Annotated in this window: 15 protein-coding genes and 1 tRNA gene; 8 read left to right on the top strand and 8 right to left on the bottom strand. The window is 60.4% G+C overall.

All coding sequences use genetic code 11. From position 1 onward, the window contains the following. Positions 1-462: 462 nt before the first annotated feature. The 3 genes from DW037_RS03785 to DW037_RS03775 form a co-directional block, all read right to left on the bottom strand. Positions 463-538: transfer RNA gene (locus DW037_RS03785), tRNA-Ala, on the bottom strand. Positions 539-710: 172 nt separating this feature from the next. Beyond that, positions 711-1,352 (bottom strand): thiamine diphosphokinase, encoded by a 642-nt coding sequence (locus DW037_RS03780; RefSeq protein ID WP_117629357.1) that lies wholly within the window; start codon positions 1,350-1,352, stop codon positions 711-713. Positions 1,353-1,361: 9 nt separating this feature from the next. After that, complete coding sequence (locus DW037_RS03775) at positions 1,362-2,051, bottom strand: HAD family phosphatase (RefSeq protein ID WP_117629402.1); 690 nt, start codon at positions 2,049-2,051, stop codon at positions 1,362-1,364. A 454-nt stretch (positions 2,052-2,505) separates the two neighbouring features. Here DW037_RS03775 and glgB point away from each other — a divergent pair, with 454 nt between their 5' ends. The 7 genes from glgB to DW037_RS03740 all read left to right on the top strand — a co-directional run bounded on the left by glgB (position 2,506) and on the right by DW037_RS03740 (position 16,014). After that, positions 2,506-4,644, top strand: coding sequence for a 1,4-alpha-glucan branching protein GlgB (gene glgB / locus DW037_RS03770; RefSeq protein WP_233505671.1), 2,139 nt, complete (start codon positions 2,506-2,508; stop codon positions 4,642-4,644). 94 nt (positions 4,645-4,738) lie between these two features. After that, entirely contained in the window at positions 4,739-7,165 is a 2,427-nt protein-coding gene (locus tag DW037_RS03765) for a glycogen/starch/alpha-glucan phosphorylase (RefSeq protein ID WP_118372842.1), read from the top strand. 104 nt (positions 7,166-7,269) lie between these two features. Beyond that, positions 7,270-8,418: a glucose-1-phosphate adenylyltransferase gene (locus DW037_RS03760; RefSeq protein WP_117629354.1), complete on the top strand. Its 1,149-nt coding sequence runs from the start codon at positions 7,270-7,272 to the stop codon at positions 8,416-8,418. Positions 8,419-8,422: 4 nt separating this feature from the next. Then, positions 8,423-9,550, top strand: a complete 1,128-nt coding sequence (glgD, locus tag DW037_RS03755) for a glucose-1-phosphate adenylyltransferase subunit GlgD (RefSeq protein WP_117629353.1) — start codon at positions 8,423-8,425, stop codon at positions 9,548-9,550. A gap of 90 nt (positions 9,551-9,640) precedes the next feature. After that, positions 9,641-11,962, top strand: a complete 2,322-nt coding sequence (gene glgA, locus DW037_RS03750; RefSeq protein ID WP_199578297.1) for a glycogen synthase GlgA — start codon at positions 9,641-9,643, stop codon at positions 11,960-11,962. 430 nt (positions 11,963-12,392) lie between these two features. Then, positions 12,393-15,689, top strand: a complete 3,297-nt coding sequence (locus DW037_RS03745) for a 4-alpha-glucanotransferase (RefSeq protein WP_117629352.1) — start codon at positions 12,393-12,395, stop codon at positions 15,687-15,689. A gap of 88 nt (positions 15,690-15,777) precedes the next feature. Next, positions 15,778-16,014 carry an FmdB family zinc ribbon protein gene (locus DW037_RS03740; protein WP_117583493.1) on the top strand — a complete coding sequence of 79 codons (237 nt, stop codon included), beginning with the start codon at positions 15,778-15,780 and terminating at the stop codon, positions 16,012-16,014. 160 nt (positions 16,015-16,174) lie between these two features. On the opposite strand, the gene DW037_RS03735 is transcribed toward DW037_RS03740, so the two are convergent. The 5 genes from DW037_RS03735 to gltX all read right to left on the bottom strand — a co-directional run bounded on the left by DW037_RS03735 (position 16,175) and on the right by gltX (position 23,517). Next, a complete protein-coding gene (locus DW037_RS03735; RefSeq protein WP_117583492.1) occupies positions 16,175-17,575 on the bottom strand; it encodes an RsmB/NOP family class I SAM-dependent RNA methyltransferase in 1,401 nt (466 codons plus the stop codon). Further along, positions 17,572-18,492, bottom strand: coding sequence for a methionyl-tRNA formyltransferase (gene fmt, locus DW037_RS03730; protein WP_117583491.1), 921 nt, complete (start codon positions 18,490-18,492; stop codon positions 17,572-17,574). Before fmt ends, DW037_RS03735 begins: the two co-directional genes overlap by 4 nt. A gap of 330 nt (positions 18,493-18,822) precedes the next feature. Further along, positions 18,823-19,359: a peptide deformylase gene (def, locus tag DW037_RS03725; protein WP_117583490.1), complete on the bottom strand. Its 537-nt coding sequence runs from the start codon at positions 19,357-19,359 to the stop codon at positions 18,823-18,825. Positions 19,360-19,377: 18 nt separating this feature from the next. Further along, entirely contained in the window at positions 19,378-21,831 is a 2,454-nt protein-coding gene (priA, locus tag DW037_RS03720; RefSeq protein WP_117629351.1) for a primosomal protein N', read from the bottom strand. A gap of 210 nt (positions 21,832-22,041) precedes the next feature. Then, on the bottom strand, positions 22,042-23,517 hold the full coding sequence (gene gltX, locus DW037_RS03715) for a glutamate--tRNA ligase (protein WP_117629350.1): 1,476 nt from the start codon (positions 23,515-23,517) through the stop codon (positions 22,042-22,044). Positions 23,518-23,737: 220 nt separating this feature from the next. Here gltX and metK point away from each other — a divergent pair, with 220 nt between their 5' ends. After that, positions 23,738-25,018, top strand: a complete 1,281-nt coding sequence (metK, locus tag DW037_RS03710) for a methionine adenosyltransferase (protein WP_117629349.1) — start codon at positions 23,738-23,740, stop codon at positions 25,016-25,018. Positions 25,019-25,179 lie beyond the last annotated feature (161 nt).

Below are 25,179 nucleotides of genomic sequence, written 5' to 3'. Positions count from 1 at the left end.
AAACGCGGGGTCCGTTCAGGCTGTTGCGTTGAGATTGAAAATCAACCGACAACATATGCGACAAATCCGTGCTTGGGGGGGTGTTTGCCTAAGTTGTTCACGTTGACGCAGGTTAATGGGGTGTTGTAACGGGCGCCCGAGTAAATGCAGGCAAACCTCGGCTTTAATACGCAAAAGGATTTACGTGGTGCTTACGAATAATGTACAGAACTGGGAAATTAATTGCACAACATTTTGCGGGCGTGTGGGCATGGGCGTTGCATTGTGAAGATGCTCATCGCACACTAGGCACGCCCGGCTACAGATTAAACGCATTTTGAGGCGGCTTGTTGGACAACTACTGCAGACGGCAAACTTGAACAGGAAAGCAACTTGCAAATTTTGCAAAAATGCAGTTCAGGCCGTTAAAAATCATATGCAAATAAAAAAAGGCCACTCAATTGAGTGGCCTTACATTCACAATGGTGGAGACGAGGGGGATCGAACCCCTGACCTCTTGACTGCCAGTCAAGCGCTCTCCCAGCTGAGCTACGCCCCCGTGACGAGGTAGTAGTATAGGGGAAGACCTTCTTTGATGCAAGGACTTTTTTGGGTTGTTGGGGTGACTTACGGGATTTTTGGGACTGGCCTTAAAATTTCACCCTGGCCTTCGGCCAGTGCGCAATTTTAAGGCCAGTCCCAAAAATCCCTGCTCCGTCCCGATAAAACCCTCACGCGAATAGGAATCCGATTGCGGTTCCTTGGTGGACGGTTATGTTGGCTGTTGTTCTTACTATGTTGCTGATGCCCGTGTCCGCCAACAGGCCCAGGGGGCTGTGGTCTAGCTCCCATTCTAGGCCGTGTTCGCTTACCTTGGTGTTGGGGACAATGGCGATGATGGAGAATGTCTTGCCTTCGGCACCTTCGATAGCCCACGATTCGCCTCTGTGCAGAATGCGGGCCGTGGTCTCGTCCTCGACAATCCAGACGGGGGCCTCTTTGTAGCTGGCTAGTAGACCTAGGACGCTTAGGGCCATGTCCGGGCGGCCGCCCGTGGCGCAAGTCGCCACCACTTCGGCACCTGGCCAGCGGCGACGGACGGAATCGAGGGCCAGTGCTAAATCGGTATAGTCCTTGTACGGGTCGTGGCGCTCTACCTCAAAGGCTTCGGTGGCATCGACCAACGCACGACCCGCATCGCTCACCGTGTCGGCATCCCCCACATAAACGTCGCAGCCCAGACCGGCGCCCAGCAGCGCGTCGAGTCCGCGGTCCACGGCGACAACGTGATCGCACTCCCCTGCTAACCTACGCAATAGATCCTCGCTCGCCAACACGGGCGAGCCACAGACTATTAGTACTTTGCAAGCCACAGACCTCGCCTATCCCTCAAACGAAAGCACGCGAGCCAAATCCAGCTCCTCGTAGCTGTCGATAAAGATATCGCAGTTGGCGCGCATGTCGTCGCGCTTCATGCGGCCGTGCGGGTCATAAATACCCACACGTTTAAAGCCGGCGGTCCCAGAGCTCTTAAGGCCAAAGACCGCGTCCTCAAACACCCACGCGCGCTCAAACTTGCACCCATGGCGCTCCTCCAGGCGGCGCAGCGCCAGCTCGTACACATCGGGGAACTGCTTGGAACGTCCTGCCTCACCCGTCGTGTTAACAAACTCCATGTAAGCGTCGAGCCCGGCTCCAGCGAGCGCGGACTGCACCAGCGCGGCCGGCGTGGACGTGGCCACGCACATGGCAATACCGGCCTCCTGGGCCTGCTTCAAAAATGCAAGGAGACCCTCGCGTGGCGGCACCTTAGAATAGCCATCGATCAGAATGTCGCTCAGCTCGCGATACAGTTCCTCGCCATTCGCTCCAATGCCCCAGGTGTCGTGGTAGGCCTGGCACTCATCCTCGAGCGACAAATGCTCAAACTGGGCAAAATCGTCGACCGTCACGTCAATACCGTGGCGGTGCAATAACTCGGGCTGGGCATAGGCCCAAACGGGGGTGCTATTAACCAGTGTGCCGTCGCAATCGAAAATAAAAGCGACATTGTGAGCGGCGGTCTGGGACATAAACATACCTTTCGATGTCAAATGGTAAACAACCTGCTAAAAACGTTTTACCAAACGTTAATCTACTAGTCTAGAAACCCTATTTGATAAAACTGTCAAGAGTTTTACCATCGCAATTCTGCCAGTGGTATAAACATGGCGCTCGCCGATTAAACGCCGCCGCAAATCCACTTTTCTCCATAAAAGTAACGAACAGGTGTTATCGTATTTCGTGCCGAAAGTTCCACCGAGCACGCGAGGTGGAACGAATCATAGAACTATCGCCGTCCCCTCGATTCGTGCAGCCTTGGACCTTTCGCATCTAGTCACCAAGGCAACACGCTGCCGCGTCATGATGGGATCAAACGTGAGCGATACAAAGCTAAAGCCAGCAACCAAAAAGCCTGCTACCCGTAAAGCCGCCCCGCACGCACCGGAGCTCTCTAAGGACGATGTCTACCTGTTTGGCATTGGCATGTGGGAGCGCAGCTGGGAAAAGATGGGCGCGCACCCCGACACGCAGAACCGTACGCGCGGCTGGCGCTTTTGCGTTTGGGCGCCCGATGTAAAGAGCGTGCATGTCATTGGCGAATTTAACGACTGGGATGAAGAAGCCAACCCGTTGGTGCCCGTGCATACGAGCGCTATTTGGGAAGGCTTTATTCCTGGCGCCGAGCAGGGCCAACTCTATAAATATCTCATCGAGACCAACGAGGGCGAAAAGCTCTACAAGGCCGATCCGTATGCCTTTAAGGCCGAGTGCCCTCCGGGTACTGCGAGCGTGCTGTGGACACTCGACGGCTATAAGTGGAACGATGCCGCGTGGCTCAAGCGCCGCGCTGACCACAACCACATGTCGCAGCCGCTCAACATCTACGAGGTACATATCGGATCGTGGAAGCGCCACGGCGATACGCCGCAGGGCGAGCCGGACGAGTACGGCAACTACCCAGGCCCCATGGACCCCTTCCCCGCACAGCGCGGCGAGTTTTACACCTACGACGATCTGTCGGTAGAGCTCGTGGACTACGTGCGCGACATGGGCTACACGCATATCGAGGTCATGCCGCTCATGGAGCATCCCTTCGATGGCTCCTGGGGCTATCAGACGACCGGCTACTATGCCGCCACGTCGCGCTACGGCAACCCGCAGCAGCTCATGCACTTTATCGATGCGTGCCACGAGGCAGGCATTGGCGTGATCATGGACTGGGTACCCGGCGGTTTTTGCGCCGACTCCCACGGCCTTGCCACCTTTAACGGCCACATGCTGTTTGAGCACGAGATTCACCCCAACTGGGGAACGCACAAGTTTGACTTCGCCCGCGGCGAGGTCCGCTCCTTCCTGGTCTCCAACGTGCTGTATTGGCTCGAGAACTTCCATGTTGACGGCATTCGCATGGACGGCGTGTCCAGCATGCTGTACCTCAACTTTGGCATCGACGATCCCGGCCAAAAGAAGTTCAACAAATACGGTACCGAGGAGGACCTGGACGCCAGCGCGTTTATCCGCCAGGTCAACTGCGCCGTGGAGGCCCACTTCCCTGACGTGATGATGATGGCCGAGGAGTCCACCGCGTGGCCGCTCGTGACCTATCCGCCGCAGGACGGCGGCCTGGGCTTCCACTACAAGTGGGACATGGGCTGGATGAACGACACCCTGCACTACATGCAGACCGATTTTCCGTGGCGCCCCGGCAACCACGGGCTGCTCACGTTCTCCATCATGTACGCCTTTACCGAGAACTTTATTTGCCCGCTGAGCCACGACGAGGTCGTCCACGGCAAGTGCTCGCTCATCGGCCGCATGCCGGGCGACTGGTGGCGCCAGTTTGCCGGCCTGCGCACGCTGGCTTTCTACCAGATGACGCACCCCGGCGCCAAGCTCAACTTTATGGGCAACGAGATCGGCCAGTTTATTGAGTGGCGCTACTACGAGTCCATCCAGTGGTTCCTAACCGAGGAGTACGAGACCCACCGTCATCATCAGGCGTTTATCAAGGCGCTCAACCACCTGTACACCGCCGAGCCCGCCCTGTACGAGCGCGGCTACAACGACGACGGCTTTACCTGGATCGACGCGGACAACTCCAAGCAGTCCATCGTGAGCTTTGTGCGCCAGGGCGAGGACGTCGATGACGACCTGGTGATCCTGATCAACTTTGATCCGGCAAGCTACGAGAGCTTCCGTGTGGGCGTGCCGCGCGAGGGTGACTGGGAGGTCATCTTCGATTCCGACCGTCCCGAGTTCGGTGGCAGCGGATACGCCGGTGAGGAGCCCTACACCTGCTCGAGCGAGCCCTATCCCTGGAACGGGCAAATGGACTCCATCGAGATTAAGGTTCCCGGCCTGGCAGGCGTGGTGCTTAAGCGCCGTGGTCCCAGCAGCTACAAGCCGCCCGTGGTCGAGGAGCCCAAGAAGGCAACGCGCAAGCGTACGTCCTCGGTGAAGCCCAAGGCCGCGGTTGCTAAGAAGGCTCCGGCCAAGACGAAGGCGACCAAGCCCGCCGCCAAGGCTTCGGCCAAGTCCGCCACGGCCAAAAAGGCAGCCACTAAAAAGGCTGCTCCCAAGGCCAAGGCAGCCGCTGTTAAGGCTTCTGCCAAGAAAGCGTAACAAAGGCGTTACCACTGTAATTACCCGCCCCGCGGGGGCGTAGGATACAAGTCATAACCGTTCCGGGAGAAACATCCCCGGGGGAAAGGAACGTATGAATAAGATCTTCGACAACAAGCAGGAGTTTACCGAGCTCTATCGCGATGCCGTCATGAGCATCAGTGGCAAGAGCGTCGAGACCGCGAGCGACCTCGATCGCTTTAACGCCCTGGCCAAGCTCGTGGCCGAGAAGGCGCGCACCGTTGCCACCAAGAGTGACGCCCGCGTCACCGCCGAGGGCAAGAAGCGCGTGTACTACTTCTCGATCGAGTTTTTGATCGGCCGTCTGCTCGACAACTACCTGCTCAACTTTGGCGTGCGCGACATGGTCGCCGAGGCGCTCGACGACATGGGCTTCGACCTTTCCGTTATCGAGAACCAGGAGCCCGATCCGGCTCTGGGCAACGGTGGCCTGGGCCGTCTGGCCGCATGCTTCCTGGATTCCATGGCTGCCGAGGGCATTGCCGGCTACGGCAACGGCATGCGCTATCGCTACGGCCTGTTTAAGCAGGAGATCGTCAATGGCAGTCAGGTCGAGACCACCGACGAGTGGCTCACCCACGGCTATCCCTGGGAAGTCCGTCGTCAGGACAAGGCCGTGACCATCAAGTTTGGTGGCCATGTCGAGGGCTTTGAGGAGGACGGCCGCACGTTCTACCGCACGGTGGATACGCAGGACATCCTGGCTGTCCCCTACGATATCCCCGTGGTGGGCTATGCCGGCGAGACCGTCAACAAGCTGCGCGTCTGGGCTGCCGAGCCGGTCGAGGAGCACTTTGACCTGGAGGCCTTCAACCGCGGCGACTACGCCCTGGCCGACGCCGAGCGCGCCGAGGCCGAGGCCATCAGCGCCATCCTCTACCCCAACGACGCCGGCGAGCACGGCCGTCTGCTGCGCCTGAAGCAGGAGTACCTGTTTGTGTCGGCCGGCATCTACAGCCTGCTCGACACCTTTGAGAAGGAGCACGGCGAGAACTGGGAGCTGCTGCCGCAGTTTGTGGCCATCCACACCAACGATACGCACCCCGCCATGTGCGGCCCCGAGCTCATGCGCATCCTCATTGACGAGAAGAAGCTCGAGTGGGACGACGCCTGGAACATCGTGACGCAGGTCGTGAGCTACACCAACCACACCATCCTGCCCGAGGCTCTGGAGAAGTGGCCCATCGGCACGTTCTCCAAGCTCCTCCCCCGCGTGTACCAGATCATCGACGAGATCAGCCGTCGTTGGCACGAGTCGTTCGACACCACGCAGGAGGGCTGGCAGGAGCGTCTGCGCCAGACCGCCATTCTGTGGGACGGCGAGATTCGCATGGCCAACCTGTCTGTGATCTGCAGCCACAGCGTCAACGGCGTGGCAAAGATCCACTCCGACATCATCAAGAACATCGTGCTCAAGGACTTCTATGCCCTGACGCCCGAGAAGTTCAACAACAAGACCAACGGCATCTCGCACCGTCGCTTCTTTGCCGAGGCCAACCCCACCTACGCCAAGCTCGTGACCGAGGCCATTGGCGACGGCTGGCTCAAGGACGCCTTTGAGCTGGAGAAGCTCAAAGAGTTCCAGAACGACACCGAGTTCCTGAAGGCCGTGGGTGCCTCCAAGCGCGCTAACAAGGAGCGCCTGGCCGCCTACGTTAAGGCCGAGACCGGTCTGGTCATTGACCCCAACACCGTCTTCGATGTTCAGGTTAAGCGCTTCCATGCCTACAAGCGCCAGCTCATGAATATCATGAAGGTGATGGACATCTACAACCGTCGCATCGCCGATTCCAACTTCCACGTGACGCCGACGACCTTCATCTTTAGCGGCAAGGCCGCCTCGAGCTACACCTTTGCCAAGGAGACCATCCGCCTCATTAACTCCGTGGCCGACGTCATCAACAACGATGCCCGCGTCAATGAGGTCATGAAGGTCTGCTTTATCCCCAACTTCCGCGTGAGCAACGCCCAGCTCATCTACCCCGCCGCCGAGATCTCGGAGCAGATCTCCACGGCCGGCAAGGAGGCCTCGGGCACGTCCAACATGAAGCTCATGATGAACGGCGCCATTACGCTGGGTACCCTTGACGGCGCCAACATCGAGATCGCCGATCTGGCCGGCCGCGAGAACGAGGCCATCTTTGGCCTGACCGCCCCCGAGGTCGAGCAGCTTTGGGCATCCAACAGCTACTTTGCGTGGGATACCCTCAACGGCGACCGCGAGCGTCTGGGCCGCGTGATGAACGAGCTCAAGGACAACACGTTTGCGGGTCTTTCGGGCAACTTCGAGAGCATCTACAACGAGCTCATGAACAACAACGACCCCGACCTAGTCATGGCTGACTTCCGTAGCTACGTGGATGCATGGGAGAACCTCACGGGCAGCTACGGCGACCAGGAGACCTGGAACCGCAAGGCCCTGCTCAACACCGCCTCGAGTGGCTGGTTCTCGTCCGACCGCACCATTCGCGAGTATCGCGACGAGATCTGGCACGCATAAAGCGCGCGAGCTCCCTTTGCCGCACGGCATTACTCGACGGGCGTGACAGTGTGCCGCGCCCGTCGCTAATGGGTTAGGAACATGGATGACAGAAGGAGAAATCGATGAGTAAGAAAGAATGCATCGCGATGCTCCTCGCAGGAGGACAGGGCAGCCGATTGGGGGCACTCACCCAAAAGATCGCCAAGCCGGCGGTTAGCTTTGGTGGCAAGTTCCGCATTATCGACTTTTCGCTGTCCAACTGCTCCAACTCGGGCATCGACACGGTGGGCGTTCTGACGCAGTACCGTCCCTACCTGCTGCATGCCTACGTGGGCTCCGGCGAGGCGTGGGATCTGGACAGCCGCGACGGCGGCGTGTCGATCCTGCCGCCGTACGAGACGCAGACCGGCGGCGCCTGGTATGCGGGCACGGCCGACGCCATTACGCAGAACCTCGACTACATCAAGGCGAACGACCCCAAGTACGTTCTGATTCTTTCGGGCGATCACCTGTATCGCATGGACTACCGCAAGATGCTCAAGACGCACATTGAGAACAACGCCGACCTCACGGTGAGCGTTATGCCCGTGCCGTGGGAGGAGGCCAGCCGCTTTGGCATCCTGACCACCGACCCCGAGGACGGCCGCATCACCAAGTTCACCGAGAAGCCCGAGAAACCCGATTCGAACCTTGCGTCCATGGGCATCTACATCTTCTCGGCCGACGTGCTGATCGAGGCGCTCGAGGAGGACGCTCAGGACCAGCGCTCGAGCCACGACTTTGGCAAGGACATCATCCCCAAGCTGCTCGGCGAGAACAAGCGCCTGTACAGCTACGAGTTCCACGGCTTTTGGAAGGACGTCGGCACTATCGCCAGCTTCCACGAGACCTCGATGGACCTGCTGGGCAACAACCCCGAGTTCGATCTGTTTGACAAGAACTTCCCCATTATGTCCAACATCACCACGCGTCCGCCGCACTACATTGGCCCGGACGGCCGTCTGGACGACTGCCTAGTCTCCAACGGCTGCAAGATCTACGGCACCGCTCGCCACTCGATCCTTTCGACCGATGTCATCATCGAGGAGCGCGCCGTGGTCGAGGACTCCGTGCTGCTGCCGGGTGCGCACGTTAAGAGCGGCGCGCACATCTGCCGCGCTATTTTGGGCGAGAACTCCACGGTCGAAGAGGGCGTGAAGCTCGGCTCTGTCGATACCACCAAGGATACGGCCGTCGTTGGAAATGACGTCGTTATCGGGAAGGGGGAATGATCCGATGATCAATCGCAAGGCCATCGGTTATATCACCGCTAACTACTCTTCGACCTACGGCAGCGTCCTGCTCAAGGACCGCCCCATCGCGTCCGTTCCGTTTTTGGGCCGCTACCGCCTGATCGACTTCCCGCTGTCCAACATGATGAATGCCGGCATTAAGACCGTCGGCGTCGTCATGCCGGGTAACTACCGCTCGCTGATCGACCATGTGGGCTCGGGTAAGGACTGGGGCCTGGACCGCAAGAAGGGCGGCCTGTTCATGGTGCCCGGCAACGCGTATGGCACCACCAAGGGCGGCATGCGCTTCCTGCTGCGCGACATCATCTCCAACAAGACGCTGTTCCAGCGCTCGGAGAATCCCTATGTCGTGATGATGGGCACCAACATCATCTTTAACATGGACCTCAACACCATCATCGAAGCGCACGAGAACTCCGGTGCCCAGATGACCGTGGTGTACTGCAAGGCCACGCGCAATGTCGAGGACGAGACCAAACTCGAGATTAACGAGAACGGCCGCCTGACGGGCGTGAGCGCCGGCGTCGCGTACGGCGACAACGCCTCCATGGACTGCTGCATCGTCAACCGCGAGACGCTCCTCGAGATCATCGACCACTACCAGGCCGCCGACTATCTGGACCTGCTCGAGGCACTCCAGGGCGACTTTGGCAACATCGACGTGTGCAGCTACGAGTACAAGGGCGAGGTCGTGGGCGTGTTTAGCGAGAAGTCGCTGTATCGCCGTAGCATGGACCTGCTCGACCAGACCGTGGCCGACCAGCTCTTTGACCCCGAGCGCCCGATCCTGACCAAGGCTCACGACGTGCCGCCTTCGCGCTATGCGACCGGCAGCCACGCGTGCAACTCGATCATCTCGGCCGGCTGCATCATCAAGGGCACCGTGCGCAACTCGATCCTGTCGCGCGGCGTTGTGGTCGAGGAAGGCGCTTCGGTCACCAATTCGATCATCAACCAGAGCTGCATCATCAAGAGCGGCGCCCGCGTTGAGAACGCCATTCTGGACAAAAACAACGTGGTTCCCACCAACACCGAGCTTCGCGGCACGCCCGAGAACATCCTGGTGCTGGGCAAGGCTCCGTTAACTTGCGACACCACCATCGTACGTTAACGTTGGCACCGCAACATCGCTCGTAACATGTAGAATAGCCGCCCGGTTTGTGCCAGGCGGCTATTCTCGAATTGCAACATGGGAGACAATATGGCAGATTCCAGCAAAAAGATGCAGATCGTGTTTGCCTCGGCCGAGTGCGCACCGTTTGTGAAGACCGGTGGCCTGGGCGACGTGGCGGGCTCGCTGCCTGCGGCGCTTGTGCGCGCCGGCGCCGAGGTCATCGTCATGGTGCCCAAGTACGCCACCATCAAGGACGAGTACAAGGCGCAGATGGAGCACTTCTCCGACTTTTACGTGAGCTTGGGCTGGCGCAACGAGTACTGCGGGCTCGAGAAGCTCGAGCACGACGGCGTCACCTATATGTTCATCGACAACGAGCGCTACTTTGCGCGCGACTATCCGTACGGCTTCTTTGACGACGGCGAGCGCTTTGCGTTCTTCTCCAAGGCCATCACCGAGAGCCTGCAGCACTTGCCCGCCGGCTTTGAGTGCGACATCCTGCACTGCAACGACTGGCAGACGGCACTGGCGCCCGTGTTTTTGCGCGAGTTCTACCAGGGCCTGCCGCTGTACGACCGCGTAAAGACCGTGTTCTCGATCCACAACGTGGCGTTCCAGGGCCAGTTTAGCGACACCGTGATGGAGGACATCCTGGGCGTGGCGCATATTCCGGCGGCCGCCTCGCAGCTGCGTTGCGACGCCTGCAGCATCAACTACATGCTGGGCGCGCTGCGCTATGCCGATGCCATCACCACGGTGAGCCCCACCTATGCCAACGAGATCCAGACGCCCGAATTTGGCGAGGGCCTGGACGGTGTGCTGCGCGAGCGCTCCTATGCGCTACAGGGCATTTTGAACGGCATTGACGTGGCAGGCTTTGACCCGGCGACCGAAAAGCGCATTGCCGCCAACTACACCGTCGAGGACCGTTCCGGCAAGGCCGTGTGCAAGGCCAAGCTGCAGGAAGAGCTGGGGCTCGAGGTTCGCGACGACCGTCCGCTCATGGTGATGGTCACGCGCCTGACGCGCCAAAAGGGCATGGACCTGGTCATGTACGCACTCGACCGCATCCTGGCCGGCGGCGTGCAGGTGGCCGTGCTGGGTACCGGCGACCGCGACTACGAGGACGGTCTGCGCTACTTCCAGGACAAGTACCCCGGCACCATGGCCGCGCGCATCGAGTTCGATCCGGCGCTGTCGCAGCGCATGTATGCCGCCGCCGACATGTTCCTGATGCCTTCGAAGTTTGAGCCCTGTGGCCTGTCGCAGATCATCGCCATGCGCTACGGTACGCTGCCCATCGTGCGCGAGACCGGTGGCCTGAAGGACACCGTGATCCCGTATAACGAGTTTACCGGCGAGGGCACGGGCTTCTCGTTTAGCAACTTTAACGGCGACGAGATGGGCGACGCCGTGTTCCGCGCGGCACGCCTGTTCTGGGACAACCGTGACGCCTGGAACCAACTGGTCACGCAGGCCATGAGCCAGGACTTTAGCTGGACGCGCTCGGCCGACAAGTATCTGGATCTGTACTTCTTTATGCACCCGGAGATCAAGAGGCCGGCGGCGGTTGTCGACGAGCCTGTGGTTGTGGCTGAGAAGGCTGAGGCCGAGCCCGAGCCCCAGGCCGAGGTTGTGGCCAAGCCCGAGCCTAAGGCTGAGGAGAAGCCGGTTGAGGCTAAATCTGAGGTGAAGGTTGAGACAGCTCCCGAGGCTGCTCCCGAGGCTGAGGCTAAGCCGGCTGCGAAGCCTGCTGCCAAGAAGACCACGACGCGCAAGACGACGGCCAAGAAGGCTACGACAACCAAGGCCGCTGCCACCAAGACCACCGCTGCCAAGGCAACTACCGCCAAGGCAACGACTACGCGCAAGCGCACGACCGCCGCTGCCAAGAAGGCCGCCGAGGCCGAGGCTGCTCCCGAGGTAAAGGCCGAGACCGCCGAGACCAAGCCGGCCAAGAAGACTCCGGCCAAGACTGCAGCCAAGAAGACGACCGCGACCAAGACCACGACCGCCAAGAAGGCCACGGTCACAAAGTCGACCAAAACCAAGGCTGCCGCAAAGCCGGCCGCCAAGGTCGAGGAGACGCCTGCCGAGTCCAAGGCCGAGGCAGCTGTCGAGGCCAAGCCGGCCGCCAAAACCACAACGCGCAAGCGCGCTACGACGACGGTCAAAAAGGCCACGGCCAAGACCGCTGCTCCCAAGGCAGAGGCTAAGGCCGAGGAAAAGCCCGCAGTAAAGGCCGAGCCGACTCCGAAGGCCGCTGAGGTCAAGACCGCTCCGAAGGCTACGGCAAAGACCGAGCCCGCCAAGGAGGTCTCGGTCTCCCCCGCCGCTCCCACTGAGGAAAAGGCTCCTACCAAGAAGACCTCCGTCCGCAAGGCAACGGCCGCCCGCAAGCGCCGCTAATCCGGACGATTAAAACTTAATCCTCAACGCAAAAGAGGGCGCTCAACCAGGCGTCCTCTTTTGCGTTGAACTTCTCTATTAAAAAGAGGGCTGGTTTACTACGACAAAATGGCTCCGGCCGACCACGGCTGGTAATCTACGAAATTGGCAACGCCTCTACCTGCGGTTTTAATATCACCAAAATGACCGTAGTTGAGATCATTCAATTTATCGTAGTAAACCGGGGTACTTTTGTTTGGCTACAAATAGTATCGGTATAGGCATTTTTGAATATCGCGATAATTTGAATGGTAAAACGATTTTCTAGGACAACCGTTCGCCGATGGTAAACGGATGTTGTTTATACAGCCTGTGTACAACAGATATACTTACATCCTGTGCGTAAAGCCCATGGCCCGCAGGCCGTGATTCTATTGAACTGGACCGTATTATGAGATTGATTCACAACAGCCGTCTGTCGCAGTTTCGTACTCCGTTTGGCGCTGTGACCACAGGAACTTCCGTTTCGCTCTCGGTGATTTTGGAGGATGCCGACCCCAACCAGGCAACGCTCACCCTGCGCACCTGGGTCGATGAAATCGGTGAGTCCCTGTATCCCATGACGCACGAGGGCGACGGCATATTTACCGTAGAGCTTGAGTGCACTGAGCCCTGTCTTATCTGGTACAGCTTTATCTGCAACATCGAGGGCCAGCCTGTGGTACGCCTGGGTGCACCGCAGGGTCGCACCGGTGGCGAGGGTGTGACCTACAACTACGCCGAGGTTCCGTCCTTCCAGATTACCGTCTACAAGCACCGAGAGAACCGTCCCACTTGGTACGAGCGCGGTATGGTCTACCAGATCTTCCCCGACCGCTATGCACGCGACGAAAACTGGCGCGAACGCACGCTTGCCGAAGTTGAAAAACCGCGCAACGGAATCCAGCGCCGCATGGTCGAGGACTGGAACGAACCGCCCGAGTACGAGCGTGCCGAAGACGGCTCCATCAAGACCTGGGATTTTTACGGCGGCTCGCTCAAGGGTATCCAAAATGACCTGCCCCGCATTGCCGAGCTAGGCTTTACGGCCATCTACCTCAACCCCATCTTTGAGGCCGCGAGTAACCACCGCTACGACACGGCCGACTACACCAAGATCGACCCGATCCTGGGCACCGAGCAGGACTTTACCGAGCTGTGCAAGGCAGCCGAGAAGCTGGGCATCTCCATCATCCTGGACGGCGTCTTCAACCACACGGGCGACGATTCGATCTACTTTAACCGCTACGGCAATTATCCCGGCGTCGGTGCTTGGCAAAGCGAGGACTCGCCGTGGCGCGATGCGTTTTACTTCCATGAAGACGGTTCGTATGACTGCTGGTGGGGCGTGGGCAACATGCCCGCCATCAACGAGAGCTCCGAACTGGTGCGCGAGCGGCTCCTGGGCAAGGACGGCGTGATCCGCAAATGGCTGCGCGCCGGTGCCCATGGTTGGCGCCTGGACGTGGCCGACGAGCTTTCGGACGACTTCCTGGCCCAGATCAAGAAGGCGGTACTTGCCGAAAAGCCCGACGCACTGTTGCTCGGCGAAGTCTGGGAAGACGCCTCCAACAAGATTAGCTACGGCCATCTGCGCCGCTACCTGCAGGGCTCCGAGCTGGACTCTGCCATGGATTACCCCTTCCGCGACATGGTCATCGGCTTTTTGATGGGCTACAAGAACGCCTACGAGGCCGCCGAGGATATCGAGACCCTGCGCGAGAACTACCCGAGCGAGGCATTGTCCTGCGCGCTCAATCTGCTTTCGAGCCACGACCGCCCGCGTATCATCTCGGTGCTCGGCGGTGGCCCCGACGAGTCGCAGCTGCCCGAGAGCGAGCGCAGCAAGTGGCGCCTGGACGAGAACGCGATGGGACTGGCCAAGAGCCGCTTTTGGCTCGCCACGCTTATGCAGATGACGTTCCCCGGCGTGCCTTCGATCTACTACGGCGACGAGTACGGCCTTGAGGGTCTGACCGATCCGGGCAATCGCCGCACGCTGCCGACCAAGGACCAACTGCACGACTTCGACACGCTGGCTATTGTCAAGAACGCCTCCGCCATGCGCCGCGCCCTGCCGTTTATGATCGATGGCGAGATCAAGGCCTTTGCGCTCAATGATGAGGTGCTTGCTTACAACCGTACGGACAAGGACGGCGAGTCTGCGACGGTTATCATCAACCGCAGCCTGCGCAACTCGCACCGCGTAACGATTCCGGCGCTCGGCGAATGTGCGAGTGACGTGATTAGTGGCCACGAATGCGAAATCCACAACGGTACCGTCACACTCGATCTGTATCCGCTGGGTTCGTCGATCATCTATCACCATGCCGAGCAGCGTCTGCAAGAGCCGCTCGATCACGGCGCGGGTGTCGTTTGTCATATCACCTCGGTACCGACTGACGATGGCAAGCCGGGTACGATCGGCGTGCCCACGCGTCGCTTTATCGACCATCTGGCCGCCATGGGCATGCGCTACTGGCAGGTTCTTCCCGTCAACCCGACGGACTTCTTCCGCTCCCCTTACGCTGGGCCTTCGGCCTTTGCAGGCAATATTGACCTGCTGCCCGAAAGCCAAGAGGAGCTGGCGGCCGACTTTGAGACTTGGAAGGCCCGTGGCGGCGAGGATGCAGACCCGCTCTACACGGCATTTAAGCATCGCAACGCCGATTGGCTCGAGAAGTACTGCGTCTACATGGCCGTCAAGAAGTACTTTGAAGGCGAATCGCGTCATGATTGGCCGGCAGATGTCGCACGCTACAACGAGCATCTAATCGACGACAAGCGCTTCCACGACGAGGCCGAGCATCAGGCGTACATGCAGTACCGCTTTGACCTGGCTTGGTGCGAGCTCATGAACTATGCGCACAAGAAGGGCATCGAGGTCATCGGCGATATCCCGATGTATGTCTCGGACGATTCGGCCGACGCGTGGAGCGAGCCCGAAAACTTCTGGCTGTCCGATACCGGCAAGGCAATCGAGATCTCCGGTGCGCCGCCCGACAATTTTGCGCCCGAGGGCCAGGTGTGGGGCAACCCCACCTTCCGTTGGGATCACATGAAGGAGAACGGCTACCGCTGGTGGATGGACCGTCTGCGTCGCGCGTTCTCGCTCTACGACCGTGTGCGCCTGGATCACTTCCTGGGCTTCCACAGCTACTTTAGCATTCCCGCGGGTAAGGCCTGCGCCGACGGGCGTTGGCTGGCAGGCCCGGGCAAGGACCTGTTCCAGACCGCCTATGACGAGCTGGGGCCGCTCAACTTTATCGCCGAGGACCTGGGCTACCTGACGCCCGGCGTTCGCGCCATGGCTTCGACTTGCGGCTTCCCCGGTATGGACGTACTGGAGTTTAGCGATTACGACGTTCGTTGCGGCGTGCACCCTACGCCCGGCAAGATCCTGTACACATCGACGCATGACACGTCGACGCTCGCGGGTTGGTGCACGCGCTCCTTTGCGGGCGGCGACGAGCCGAGCGGTGTTGAGGTGGCAGCCAAGCTGATGAGCGACGCGCTGACAAGCGACGCTCCACTGGTGATGATGCCGCTGCAGGATGTCCTGGGGCTGGGCGACGACGCGCGCATGAACGTACCGGGCGTGGCCACGGGCAACTGGACCTGGCAGGCTGACGAGGCCGACGTTGCGGCCGCCGAGAGCAAAACCGCACAGCTCCTGCGCAACACGCATAGATTCTGGGGCGAAGCGTGATAAAACGCCCGATATAGGGTACAGTTACAGACGTTTGAATTATTGCGGGCAGAGTAATCTGCCCGCTTTGTGCTGAAAAGGAAGTATTATGGCGCGCTACGATTACAAGTGCTCGAGCTGCGGCAACGTGTTTGAGGTTGAGCATCCCATGTCCGAGACCCCCGAGGTCGTGTGCCCCAACTGCGGCGCTCCGGCCGCCAAGACGTTCTCGGCCAGCGGCATCAAGTTTGAGGGCAGCGGCTTCTACAACACCGACCAGCGAAGCGGCGGCTCCAGCACCAGCGCCACGAGTGGCTGCTGCGCCAACTGCCCGCACAGCCACTAGAAACCAATCAGCCCCGCGATCAACACCGATCGCGGGGCTATTTCTTTGCGCAATGGGTAGCTAATTATCAGGCCAGGTTTCCTTATGAATTGCGGTGAAATAAGGACAGTTTGGCAGGTAGAAGCCGCTATTCAATCCCTATTTCACCGCAAATTAGTAGTTAGTTGTGGATCAGGCGAGCGCAGAAGTGGCCGTCGTAGGAGTCGGCGTTTACGGGGACGCTTTGGAAGAGGCCACGGTCGTTTTGACGGACGGCTACCAGTTTCTTGGCCTGCTCGAAATCGGGGAGTTGCAGAATCTGCGCCTCGGAGAGCGGCTCCAGGCTAAAGTCCGCACCCTCGGGCGACGCCAAGAACGCATCCACAACCTGCGTGTTCTCCTCATCAAAGACCGAGCACGTCGCATAGATGAGCTCGCCGCCGGCAGCCACACGCGCAGCGGCTTCCTTGAGCATCGTCAGCTGCAGCTTGGGTAGCTCAACCGTCACATCCTTTTCGGTCAGGCGCCACGGGATCTCGGGATGACGGCGCATGGTGCCGGTGCCAGAGCACGGCGCATCGATAAAGACCGTGTCGAACTTAACCGGCTCGCCAAGCATGGCATCAAACGATGTGAGCACCTCATCAAGCTCGCAAGCATCACCCGAAACCGTGCGAACGCCCTGAATACCAGCCTTATGCAGGCGAGCGAGATTCAAATCGCACTTGCGATCATGCAGATCGAGCGCCGTATGCTGACGCTCATAGCCCGTACGCTTGGCCTGGCACATCATCACATAGGTCTTGGTGCCACGACCGGCACCAATCTCAAGGCAGCTACCAGGGCGCGTGGCAGCTGTGGCGATAAGTTGCGCGTTGAGATCAGATGCCACCGCGGCAGCACGTTCAAACGCACCCGAAGCAACGGTAACCTGGGCATCAACCGGGGCATGGCAACCCGGGAACACGGGTGCCACAAGCTGCGAGATATACGGATCGGGATTAGTCGCAAAGGCGTTCTCATGCAGGGCCAGCGGCGCGGGGGCCAGATTGCCGGCAAAGTTAAGCGCACCCTCTGGCGTGTCAAACGACGCCATAATGCGAGCGCACAGCCAGCGAGGAAGACCCATCAGACGCGACAGACGAACCAAGCGTCGCTCAGACTCATCCACATCGGACGCAGTAGCAAAGTCCTCAACATTGTCTGAAACCTTATGGAGTACAGCATTGGCCAAGCCAGCGGCGGACTTAGCACCGCAGCGAACCAGCTCAACTCCCTGACTTACGGCAACGCGGCCAGGCGTATGCAGGTAGAGCATCTCGAAGGCCGAGATACGAAGCGCCATGCGCACACGCGGAGCGACCTTTTTGGGCTTATCGAGAAACTGGTCGAGCAGCTCGTCCAAAATACCCTGCGTGGCGGCAACACCCAGCGCCAAGCGGGCGGCAAAAGCGGAATCGCGCTGGTCAATGGCCCTGGCGGAAGCACGGGACAAGAGCACGTCGCGCGCGTACATGCCGCGGCGATCGGCCTCCATCAGCACATCGAGCGCAAGCTTGCGCGCGGGAGACAGCTTGCTCATGACAAAACACCCCACGAAAGATCGGCACCCTGCAGGCCAGCAGCCCAAGCAGAAGCGGCCATAGCACGCTTGCCATCAGGCTTAACCTCGAGCAACTCAACCGAGCCATCGGAAAGGCCAAGGTAAACACGCTTAGCCTGAATGGCGACGAGCCCCTCACCAAGCGACACATCAGCCGGCGCAGCGTCGAGCACGCGCACGGTCTTGCCGGCAATCACGCAACGAGCAGGCGCGGTATCGGACGAGGCCAGCACATGACGCACGCAATCAAGCGCCGCCATGTGCGGATCCAGACGCATCTCTTGCTTGGAGATCTTGGCAGCATGGGTAACGAGCGCCTCATCCTGTTCAGTCCACACGGCGGTGCCATCGGCAAGAGAAGGAAACGTATCGGCAAGCAGTTTGCCGCCCAGCTCGCCAAGCTCCGTAGTCAGTGCCTCGGCATGCTTGCCTGCAACCGACGTAGACGCCTGGGCGCAATAAGCGCCGGTATCCACGCCATGCCCAATGCGCATAATGGAAACGCCAACAACCTCATCACCAGCAAGAATGGCACGCTGAATAGGAGCAGCCCCACGCCAACGAGGCAGCAAGGACGCATGAACATTCACAATGCCGAGCGGTGCCATATGCAGCACCTCATCGGGCAAAATGCAGCCATAGGCAGCCACACAGAAAATATCAGCCTGGGCAGCCTGGAGCACCTCAACAACCTCAGGCGTCATACGATTCGCCTCAATGACCGGCAACCCCAGCTCCAGCGCCTTAGCCTTAACAGGAGACGGCTCCAGCTTCTTACCACGCCCACGAACAGCATCAGGACGAGTAACAACAAGCGCAATCTCATTCCCAGCCTCAACAAGCGAAGTCAAAGAAGGCACAGCAAAATCAGGCGTACCCATAAACACAATACGCATAAAAGTTAGTCTCCTCTCAATAACGAGCCGAGACGGCTACAAAAAAGCGTTCCTGGTCGCAAGCGCGCCCAGCCGCAAGAATAGTTCAACAGAAACAAATATACCCAAAAACAAAGAAAGAGCCGCATAAAAGCAGCCCTCCCAAGAAAGCACCTATCAGCGAAGACGCCCCTCCCTGGCCCGACGGCACCCGGGCGAAACGAAGAGCGACAACGTAGTCCCTGGGATGGGGCCCACACATATCGTCCCGCGCGCAGTTTCGCAGCAAAGCGAGAATGTTTGAGCACGGGATGATATGTGTGGGCCCCATCCCAGGGACGGACAATTAACCTACTCCGTCTCGCCCGGTCGAGCGCCGCGGGCCAGGGCGTCCTGGTACTCCTTGACGGCCTTGAGCCTCTGCATGGGCTTCAGTCGCTCGAACATAGTGTTGCCATGCAGGTGATCGATCTCGTGCTGCAGGCACACGCAGAACAGGTCGCCCGTAGCCTCGTAGCGAATCAGGTTTGCGTCCAAGTCGTACGCCTCTACGACGACATGGTCGGGACGCTCGATCTCGCAGCTAATGCCAGGGATGGACAGGCAGCCCTCGCTAAACGGCACCAGATGGTCACTCTGCTCAACAATGACAGGGTTGATGAGCACGTACGGGTCGTAGTCGTTCTTGTCGCTGTAGTCGCAGTCAATGGTGACGAGCTGAATAAGCTCGCCGATCTGCGGAGCAGCCAGGCCGCAACCGCCGTTGTCGAACATCATCTTCTTCATCTTCTCGGCAAGCGCCTCGATCGCTGGGGTGATCTCCTCGATCACGGCGCACTCCTGACGCAGGCGAGGGTCGGGCGACAGTACGATTCCGTTGGCTTCCATGGCCATCCTTTCGGGTTGTTACATCAAATCATAGGCATCGACGTCAACGCTCACGCTCACGCCGCGCACAGAGCCCACCTCTTTGAGGCAGGCGTCGATATCATCAGAGACATGGTACCCCACAGGCGACTTCACAAGCAGATGGAAGCGGTAACGGTCCTTGGCTCTCTCGATTACACACGAAGCCGGGCCCAGCACCTGGGGCACGGCGCTCCCCGCCCGCAAAAAGTCGGGCGCGGCGGCATGCCAGCGGCGCTTAAGAAGCTTTGCAATGCGCCCGATATAATCCTGCGCATCGTCGCGGCTTGCCGACCACACCAAAATGTTAACCAGGCGCACGAACGGCGGATACAGTGCGTCGCGGCGCTGGTCCAGGTCGTAGTCGGTAAAGATCGAGCGATCGTGCTCGGCGACGGCGCGAATGACCGGATCCTCGGGCAGATACGTCTGGATGATGACCTCGCCAGGGCGGTCGCCGCGACCGGCGCGACCGGCGACCTGCTCAAGCAAATCGTAGGCGCGCTCCCCTGCGCGGAAATCCGGCAGCTTGAGGGCGAAGTCAGCATTGACCACACCCACGAGCGTGACCTCGGGAAAGTCGAGGCCTTTGGCGATCATCTGGGTGCCCAGCAACACGGCGCAATCGGCAGCATCGAACTGCTCGAGCAGCTTTTTGTGCGCATCCTTGCCGCGCGTGGAATCGGCATCCATGCGGATGATGGCGACGTCCTCGGGCAGCATCTGGTGCAGTGCGTCCTCGATCTGCTGCGTGCCCAGCCCCATTTTTGCCAGGTAGCGACTGCCACATTTGGGGCAACGACTCGTGGGCGCGGGATACGGCTGCACGCGCCAGGAGGATCCGCATGTGTGACATTGCAGCGTGTGCGTGCGCTCGTGATACGTAAGCGCGGTGGAGCAGTGGTTGCAGGTGGGAACGCAGCCGCACTCGCGACACATCAGGAACGGCGCAAAGCCACGGCGGTTATGCAGCAGCACGGCCTTCTCGCGGTGCTCTACAACGCGCTCCAAACCTTCCATCAGCGGTTTAGAGAACATTGAACGGCTACCGTGCGAAAACTCGCGGCGCAGGTCGGCAATGCGGACCTCGGGCAGCACGGCGTGTCCCGGGCGCTCGGGCATCTCGACGCGCGTCCAAGTGGTGCCGTTATACGTTCCACGGCGGCAGTGGTCGAGGGCCTCGGCCGAGGGCGTGGCGGAGCCCAACACGAGCGGGCAGCGGTAGCGCCGCGCCATCTCGGCCGCCACCTCGCGCGCGTGGTAGCGCGGACTGGACCCCTGCTTGTAGCTGGTCTCGTGCTCCTCGTCAATGATGATGAGGCCCAGGTCGCCAAGCGGGCAAAAGAGCGCCGAACGTGCGCCGACGACCACGCGGGCCGCACCGCTGGCAACCATATCCCACTGGTCCAGGCGCTCGCCGGCCGAAAGCCGCGAATGGAACACGGCGACCGTCTCGCCAAAGCGCGAACGGAAGCGGCCGACGGTCTGGGCCGTCAGCGAAATCTCGGGCACCAGCACGCAGGCCGAGCGACCGGCTGCGAGCACGCGCTCGATGGCGGAGAGGTAAACCTCGGTTTTGCCGGAGCCGGTGACGCCGTCGACCAGCACCACGTCGCCATGAGCGTCCAGACGGGCGCGCTCAATCTGCGCGAGTGCCTGTTGCTGGCCACTGGTAAGGGAGACCGGCGCTTTGCCGCTTGCCGAGGACAGCGTGGTCTGCTCGCCGCAGCCACGCCAGGCGCGGCGCTCTTCCACCACCACAACGCCGCGTTTTTCGAGCGCCTTGATGGTCGCCGACATGCTGTTATAGAGAAGGTTGAGGTCGCGCGTCGTGACCGGTCCGCACTGGAGCGCCTCGATGAGTTGGCGCTGGCGGACCGCGGTCTTGGGTGGCGTGTAGTCAAAGCCTTCGGGCGTAAGCATCACCCAGCGGTTTTGGATGGGTTTGACGGCTGGACGTTCAACCGTCCACACGCCGTCGTCGCCCTTGACCACACGCGGGCTGCCGCCCGGTGGCAAAAACAGGCGCAGGCACTCGGAAAGCGTCGCGACATACTCGCGGCTCATCCAGCGCGCAATGCGTGCAGCCTCGGCGGTAAAGAGCGGTTTGCTGAGGATGGCTTCGACAGGCTTGATGCGCGAAAGGTCAAGGGCGTTGTTGCCCGGCAGATCGCCCAGATCAGGCGCAATGTCGACGACATAGCCCGCGGCGGCACGGTTACCAAAGTGGACCAGGACCGTGGATCCGATCTGGACCTCGTTGGCAAGGGACTCGGGGATGCCGTAAGCAAACGGTTCCGACAGCGCACGGGTGGGGATGTCGAGGACCACGCTCGCGTAGGCGGCAGGGGGCTCGGACGAAGGCTTAGACTGAGCCGAGGCAGCGGCAGGCTTGGGCTTCACCGGAGCTTCCTCCGGTTCCGGCAAACCAAACAGCGACAGTTGTTGAGCCATACACCACCTCTAACGAACGGACCTGAAAGGGGTGGGACAAAATAATCAGTAGAGTTTGTCCCATGGCCGATACGAGTGTCGAGCTCGTTGCGTCACTCGAACATGGGACAAACACTACTGATTATTTTGTCCCAGCAACCCACTCATCGGTACAGAAACAAGAGCCCCGCTCGGGTGAACGGGGCTCGGATACATGCATTTGCGCGTCTACTACAGCGCCATCGTGCGAGCGCGGTCGATACGCGCCAGGCAGTCGTCGCGGCCGACGAGCGCCATGGTCTCGCCCAGCGGAGGGCTAACCATGTTGCCGCAGACGGCGACGCGCACGGCCTGGAACACCACGCGCTTCTTGAGGTCCATCTGCTCGGGCAGCGGCTCAAGCGCGGCGTCGATGGCCCCGGCAGTCCACTTGTCCACGCCCTCGAGCGCAGCCTTGGCGACATCCAGAATGGCGCCCATGCCTTCCTTAGCCAGGCCCTTGTTAACGGATTTCTCGTCATACTCGAGCGTCTCGGCCGTAGCAAAGATGGGAGCGGCGACGGTCACGGCGTCGGTCGGCATCTTGGTGCGCGGCTTGACGATGGCGGCAAGCGCATCAATCCAGTCCTCGCCGTACTCGACGTTGCCCTCGATGAGACCCGCCTCGTGCAGCTTGGGGACCATGATCTCATCGGCAAACTGCGCGTCGGACATGCCGTTGATGTACTCGGCATTGACCCAATCGAGCTTCTTGGGATCGAAGGTCGCCGGGTTCTTGGAGATGCGGTCGAGCGAGAACTTGCTGGCTAGGACATCGCGCGGGATGATCGTGGTCTCGCCGTCGAGCGACCAGCCGAGCAGCGCCAGGTAGTTGACGAAGGCGTCGGAAAGGTAACCGGCGTCGCGGTACTCCTCCACCGAAGTTGCGCCGTGGCGCTTGGAGAGCTTCTTACCGTCGGCGCCCAGGATCATGGAGATGTGGGCGAACGTGGGCACGGGCGCGCCGAGGGCCTCGTAGACCATGACCTGGCGCGGGGTGTTGGACAGGTGGTCGTCGCCGCGGATGACATGGGTGATCTTCATCATGGCGTCGTCGACGACGGTCGCGAAGTTGTACGTGGGCGTGCCATCGGAGCGGAAGATGACAAAGTCGTCGAGCTCCTTGGCGTCGAAGGTCACCTCGCCGTGGACGGCATCGTGGATGACGACGTCGCCGCGGTCCACGGGCACCTTGATGCGCAGGACGTAGGACTCGCCGGCCTCGATGCGGCGGCGGGCCTCCTCGGGATCAAGATCGCGGCAACGACGCTGATAGCCCTGGAAGGGGTCCTTGCGCTCCTGCGCGGCCTTGCGGTCGGCGTCGAGCTGCTCCTTGGTGCAGAAGCAGGGATAGGCCTTGCCCTCGTCCCAAAGTTTCTGGGCGGCCTGCTTGTACAGGTCCAGGCGCTCGGTCTGGGCATAGGGGCCAAAGTCTCCGCCCACCTCGGGACCCTCGTCCCAGTCCAGGCCCAGCCAACGCATGGCGCGCAGGATGATCTGCGTGTTCTCGTCGGTAGAGCGGGTGGGATCGGTGTCGTCAATGCGCAGGATGAACGTGCCGCCGTTAGCACGGGCGAAAGCCCAGTTATAGATAGCGGTGCGGGCGCCGCCGATGTGCAGCTTGCCCGTCGGTGAGGGTGCAAAGCGGACGCGAACGTCTGATGCCATGGAAATCTCCTCGATTGCAGGATGGATGTCTAACCGCACCAGTATAAAGCAACAAAGCAACCTCCGCACAAAGGGCACCGACCCACTCATTGGGGACAGACTTAAATGAGTAGGTGCGGAAAGGGTGTGAATGTTTGATTTACGCGCTATGATGTGCCCTTGCATAGAGAGCCCGGCGGAATGGTAACGGTCGCCGGAACACGTTTTTGAAAGGACAATCATGTCAGAAGAACTTCGTTCCATTCCACCCCAACACGGGTCCTTTGTTTTTACGTCGGAGTCGGTGACCGAAGGTCATCCCGATAAGATCGCTGACCAGATCAGTGACGCCGTCCTCGACGCAATCCTCGCCAAAGAAATAGAGCTCCAGGAGCAGGGCTACATCGCCCCCAACGGCGTGCCTGCCAACGTGGAGAACGTCCGCTGCGCCTGCGAGACCCTCGTGACCACCGGCACCATCATCGTTGCCGGCGAAATTCGCACCCAGGCCTACGTCGACGTACAGGAAATCGCCCGCGGCGTTATCCGCCGCATTGGCTACAACCGTGCCAAGTTCGGTTTTGACTGCGACACCTGCGGCGTTATGAGCCTCATCCACGAGCAGTCGCCCGATATCGCCCAGGGCGTTGACGAGTCCTTCGAGACCCAGACCGGCGCTACCACCGACCCGATCGACCTGATCGGCGCCGGCGACCAGGGCATGATGTTCGGTTATGCCTCCAACGAGACCAAGACCCTCATGCCCATGCCGCACTACCTGGCAAGCCGCCTGGCCGAGCGCCTGGCTGCCGTGCGCCATGACGGAACCCTGCCCTACCTGCGCCCCGACGGCAAGACCCAGGTCACGGTGCGCTACGAGGAAGGCAAGCCCGTGGAGGTCACGACCATCGTCATCTCCACGCAGCACGCCGCCGAGATTGAGGACATGGGCAAGATCAAGGCCGACCTCATCGAACACGTCATCACCCCGGTCATGGCCGCCGAGAACATGCCGTGGGACAACGCGGAGATCTACGTGAACCCCACCGGTCGCTTTGTCGTGGGCGGCCCCATGGGCGACACGGGCCTCACCGGCCGCAAGATCATCGTCGACACCTACGGCGGCTACGGCCGTCACGGCGGTGGCGCCTTTAGCGGCAAGGACTGCACCAAGGTCGACCGTTCCGCCGCGTATGCCGCGCGCTGGGTCGCCAAGAACGTGGTCGCCGCCGGTCTGGCCGACCGCTGTGAAGTCGAGCTCGCCTACGCCATCGGCGTTTCCAAGCCCCTCTCAATCATGGTCGACACCTTCGGTACCGCGCATGTTGCCGAGGACAAGATCGTCGAGGCCGTCGAGAAGACCTTCGACCTGCGCCCGGGCGCAATCATCCGCGACCTGGACCTGCGTCGACCGATCTACGAGAAGACGGCAGCCTACGGCCACTTCGGCCGCGAAGACGCCGACTTCACCTGGGAGAATACCGACCGAGTCGAAGAACTCAAAGCAGCCTGCGGCCTGTAAGCTAGCGGCAAAAGCTACAGCCAAATCGAAACGCACCAAAAGAGGTACCGGACCAACCGGTACCTCTTTTTTATTAACCGGTGGTGAAGATGAGCCGACCTGGGACGCAGAATAGGTCACCAGCTCATGAATTTTGCAGCACGAGCGCCTCTACCATGTAT

The sequence above is a fragment of the Collinsella sp. AF39-11AT genome (genome assembly GCF_003474585.1).
Lineage (GTDB): Bacteria > Actinomycetota > Coriobacteriia > Coriobacteriales > Coriobacteriaceae > Collinsella.
This window is presented reverse-complemented; position numbering and strand designations above follow the sequence as displayed.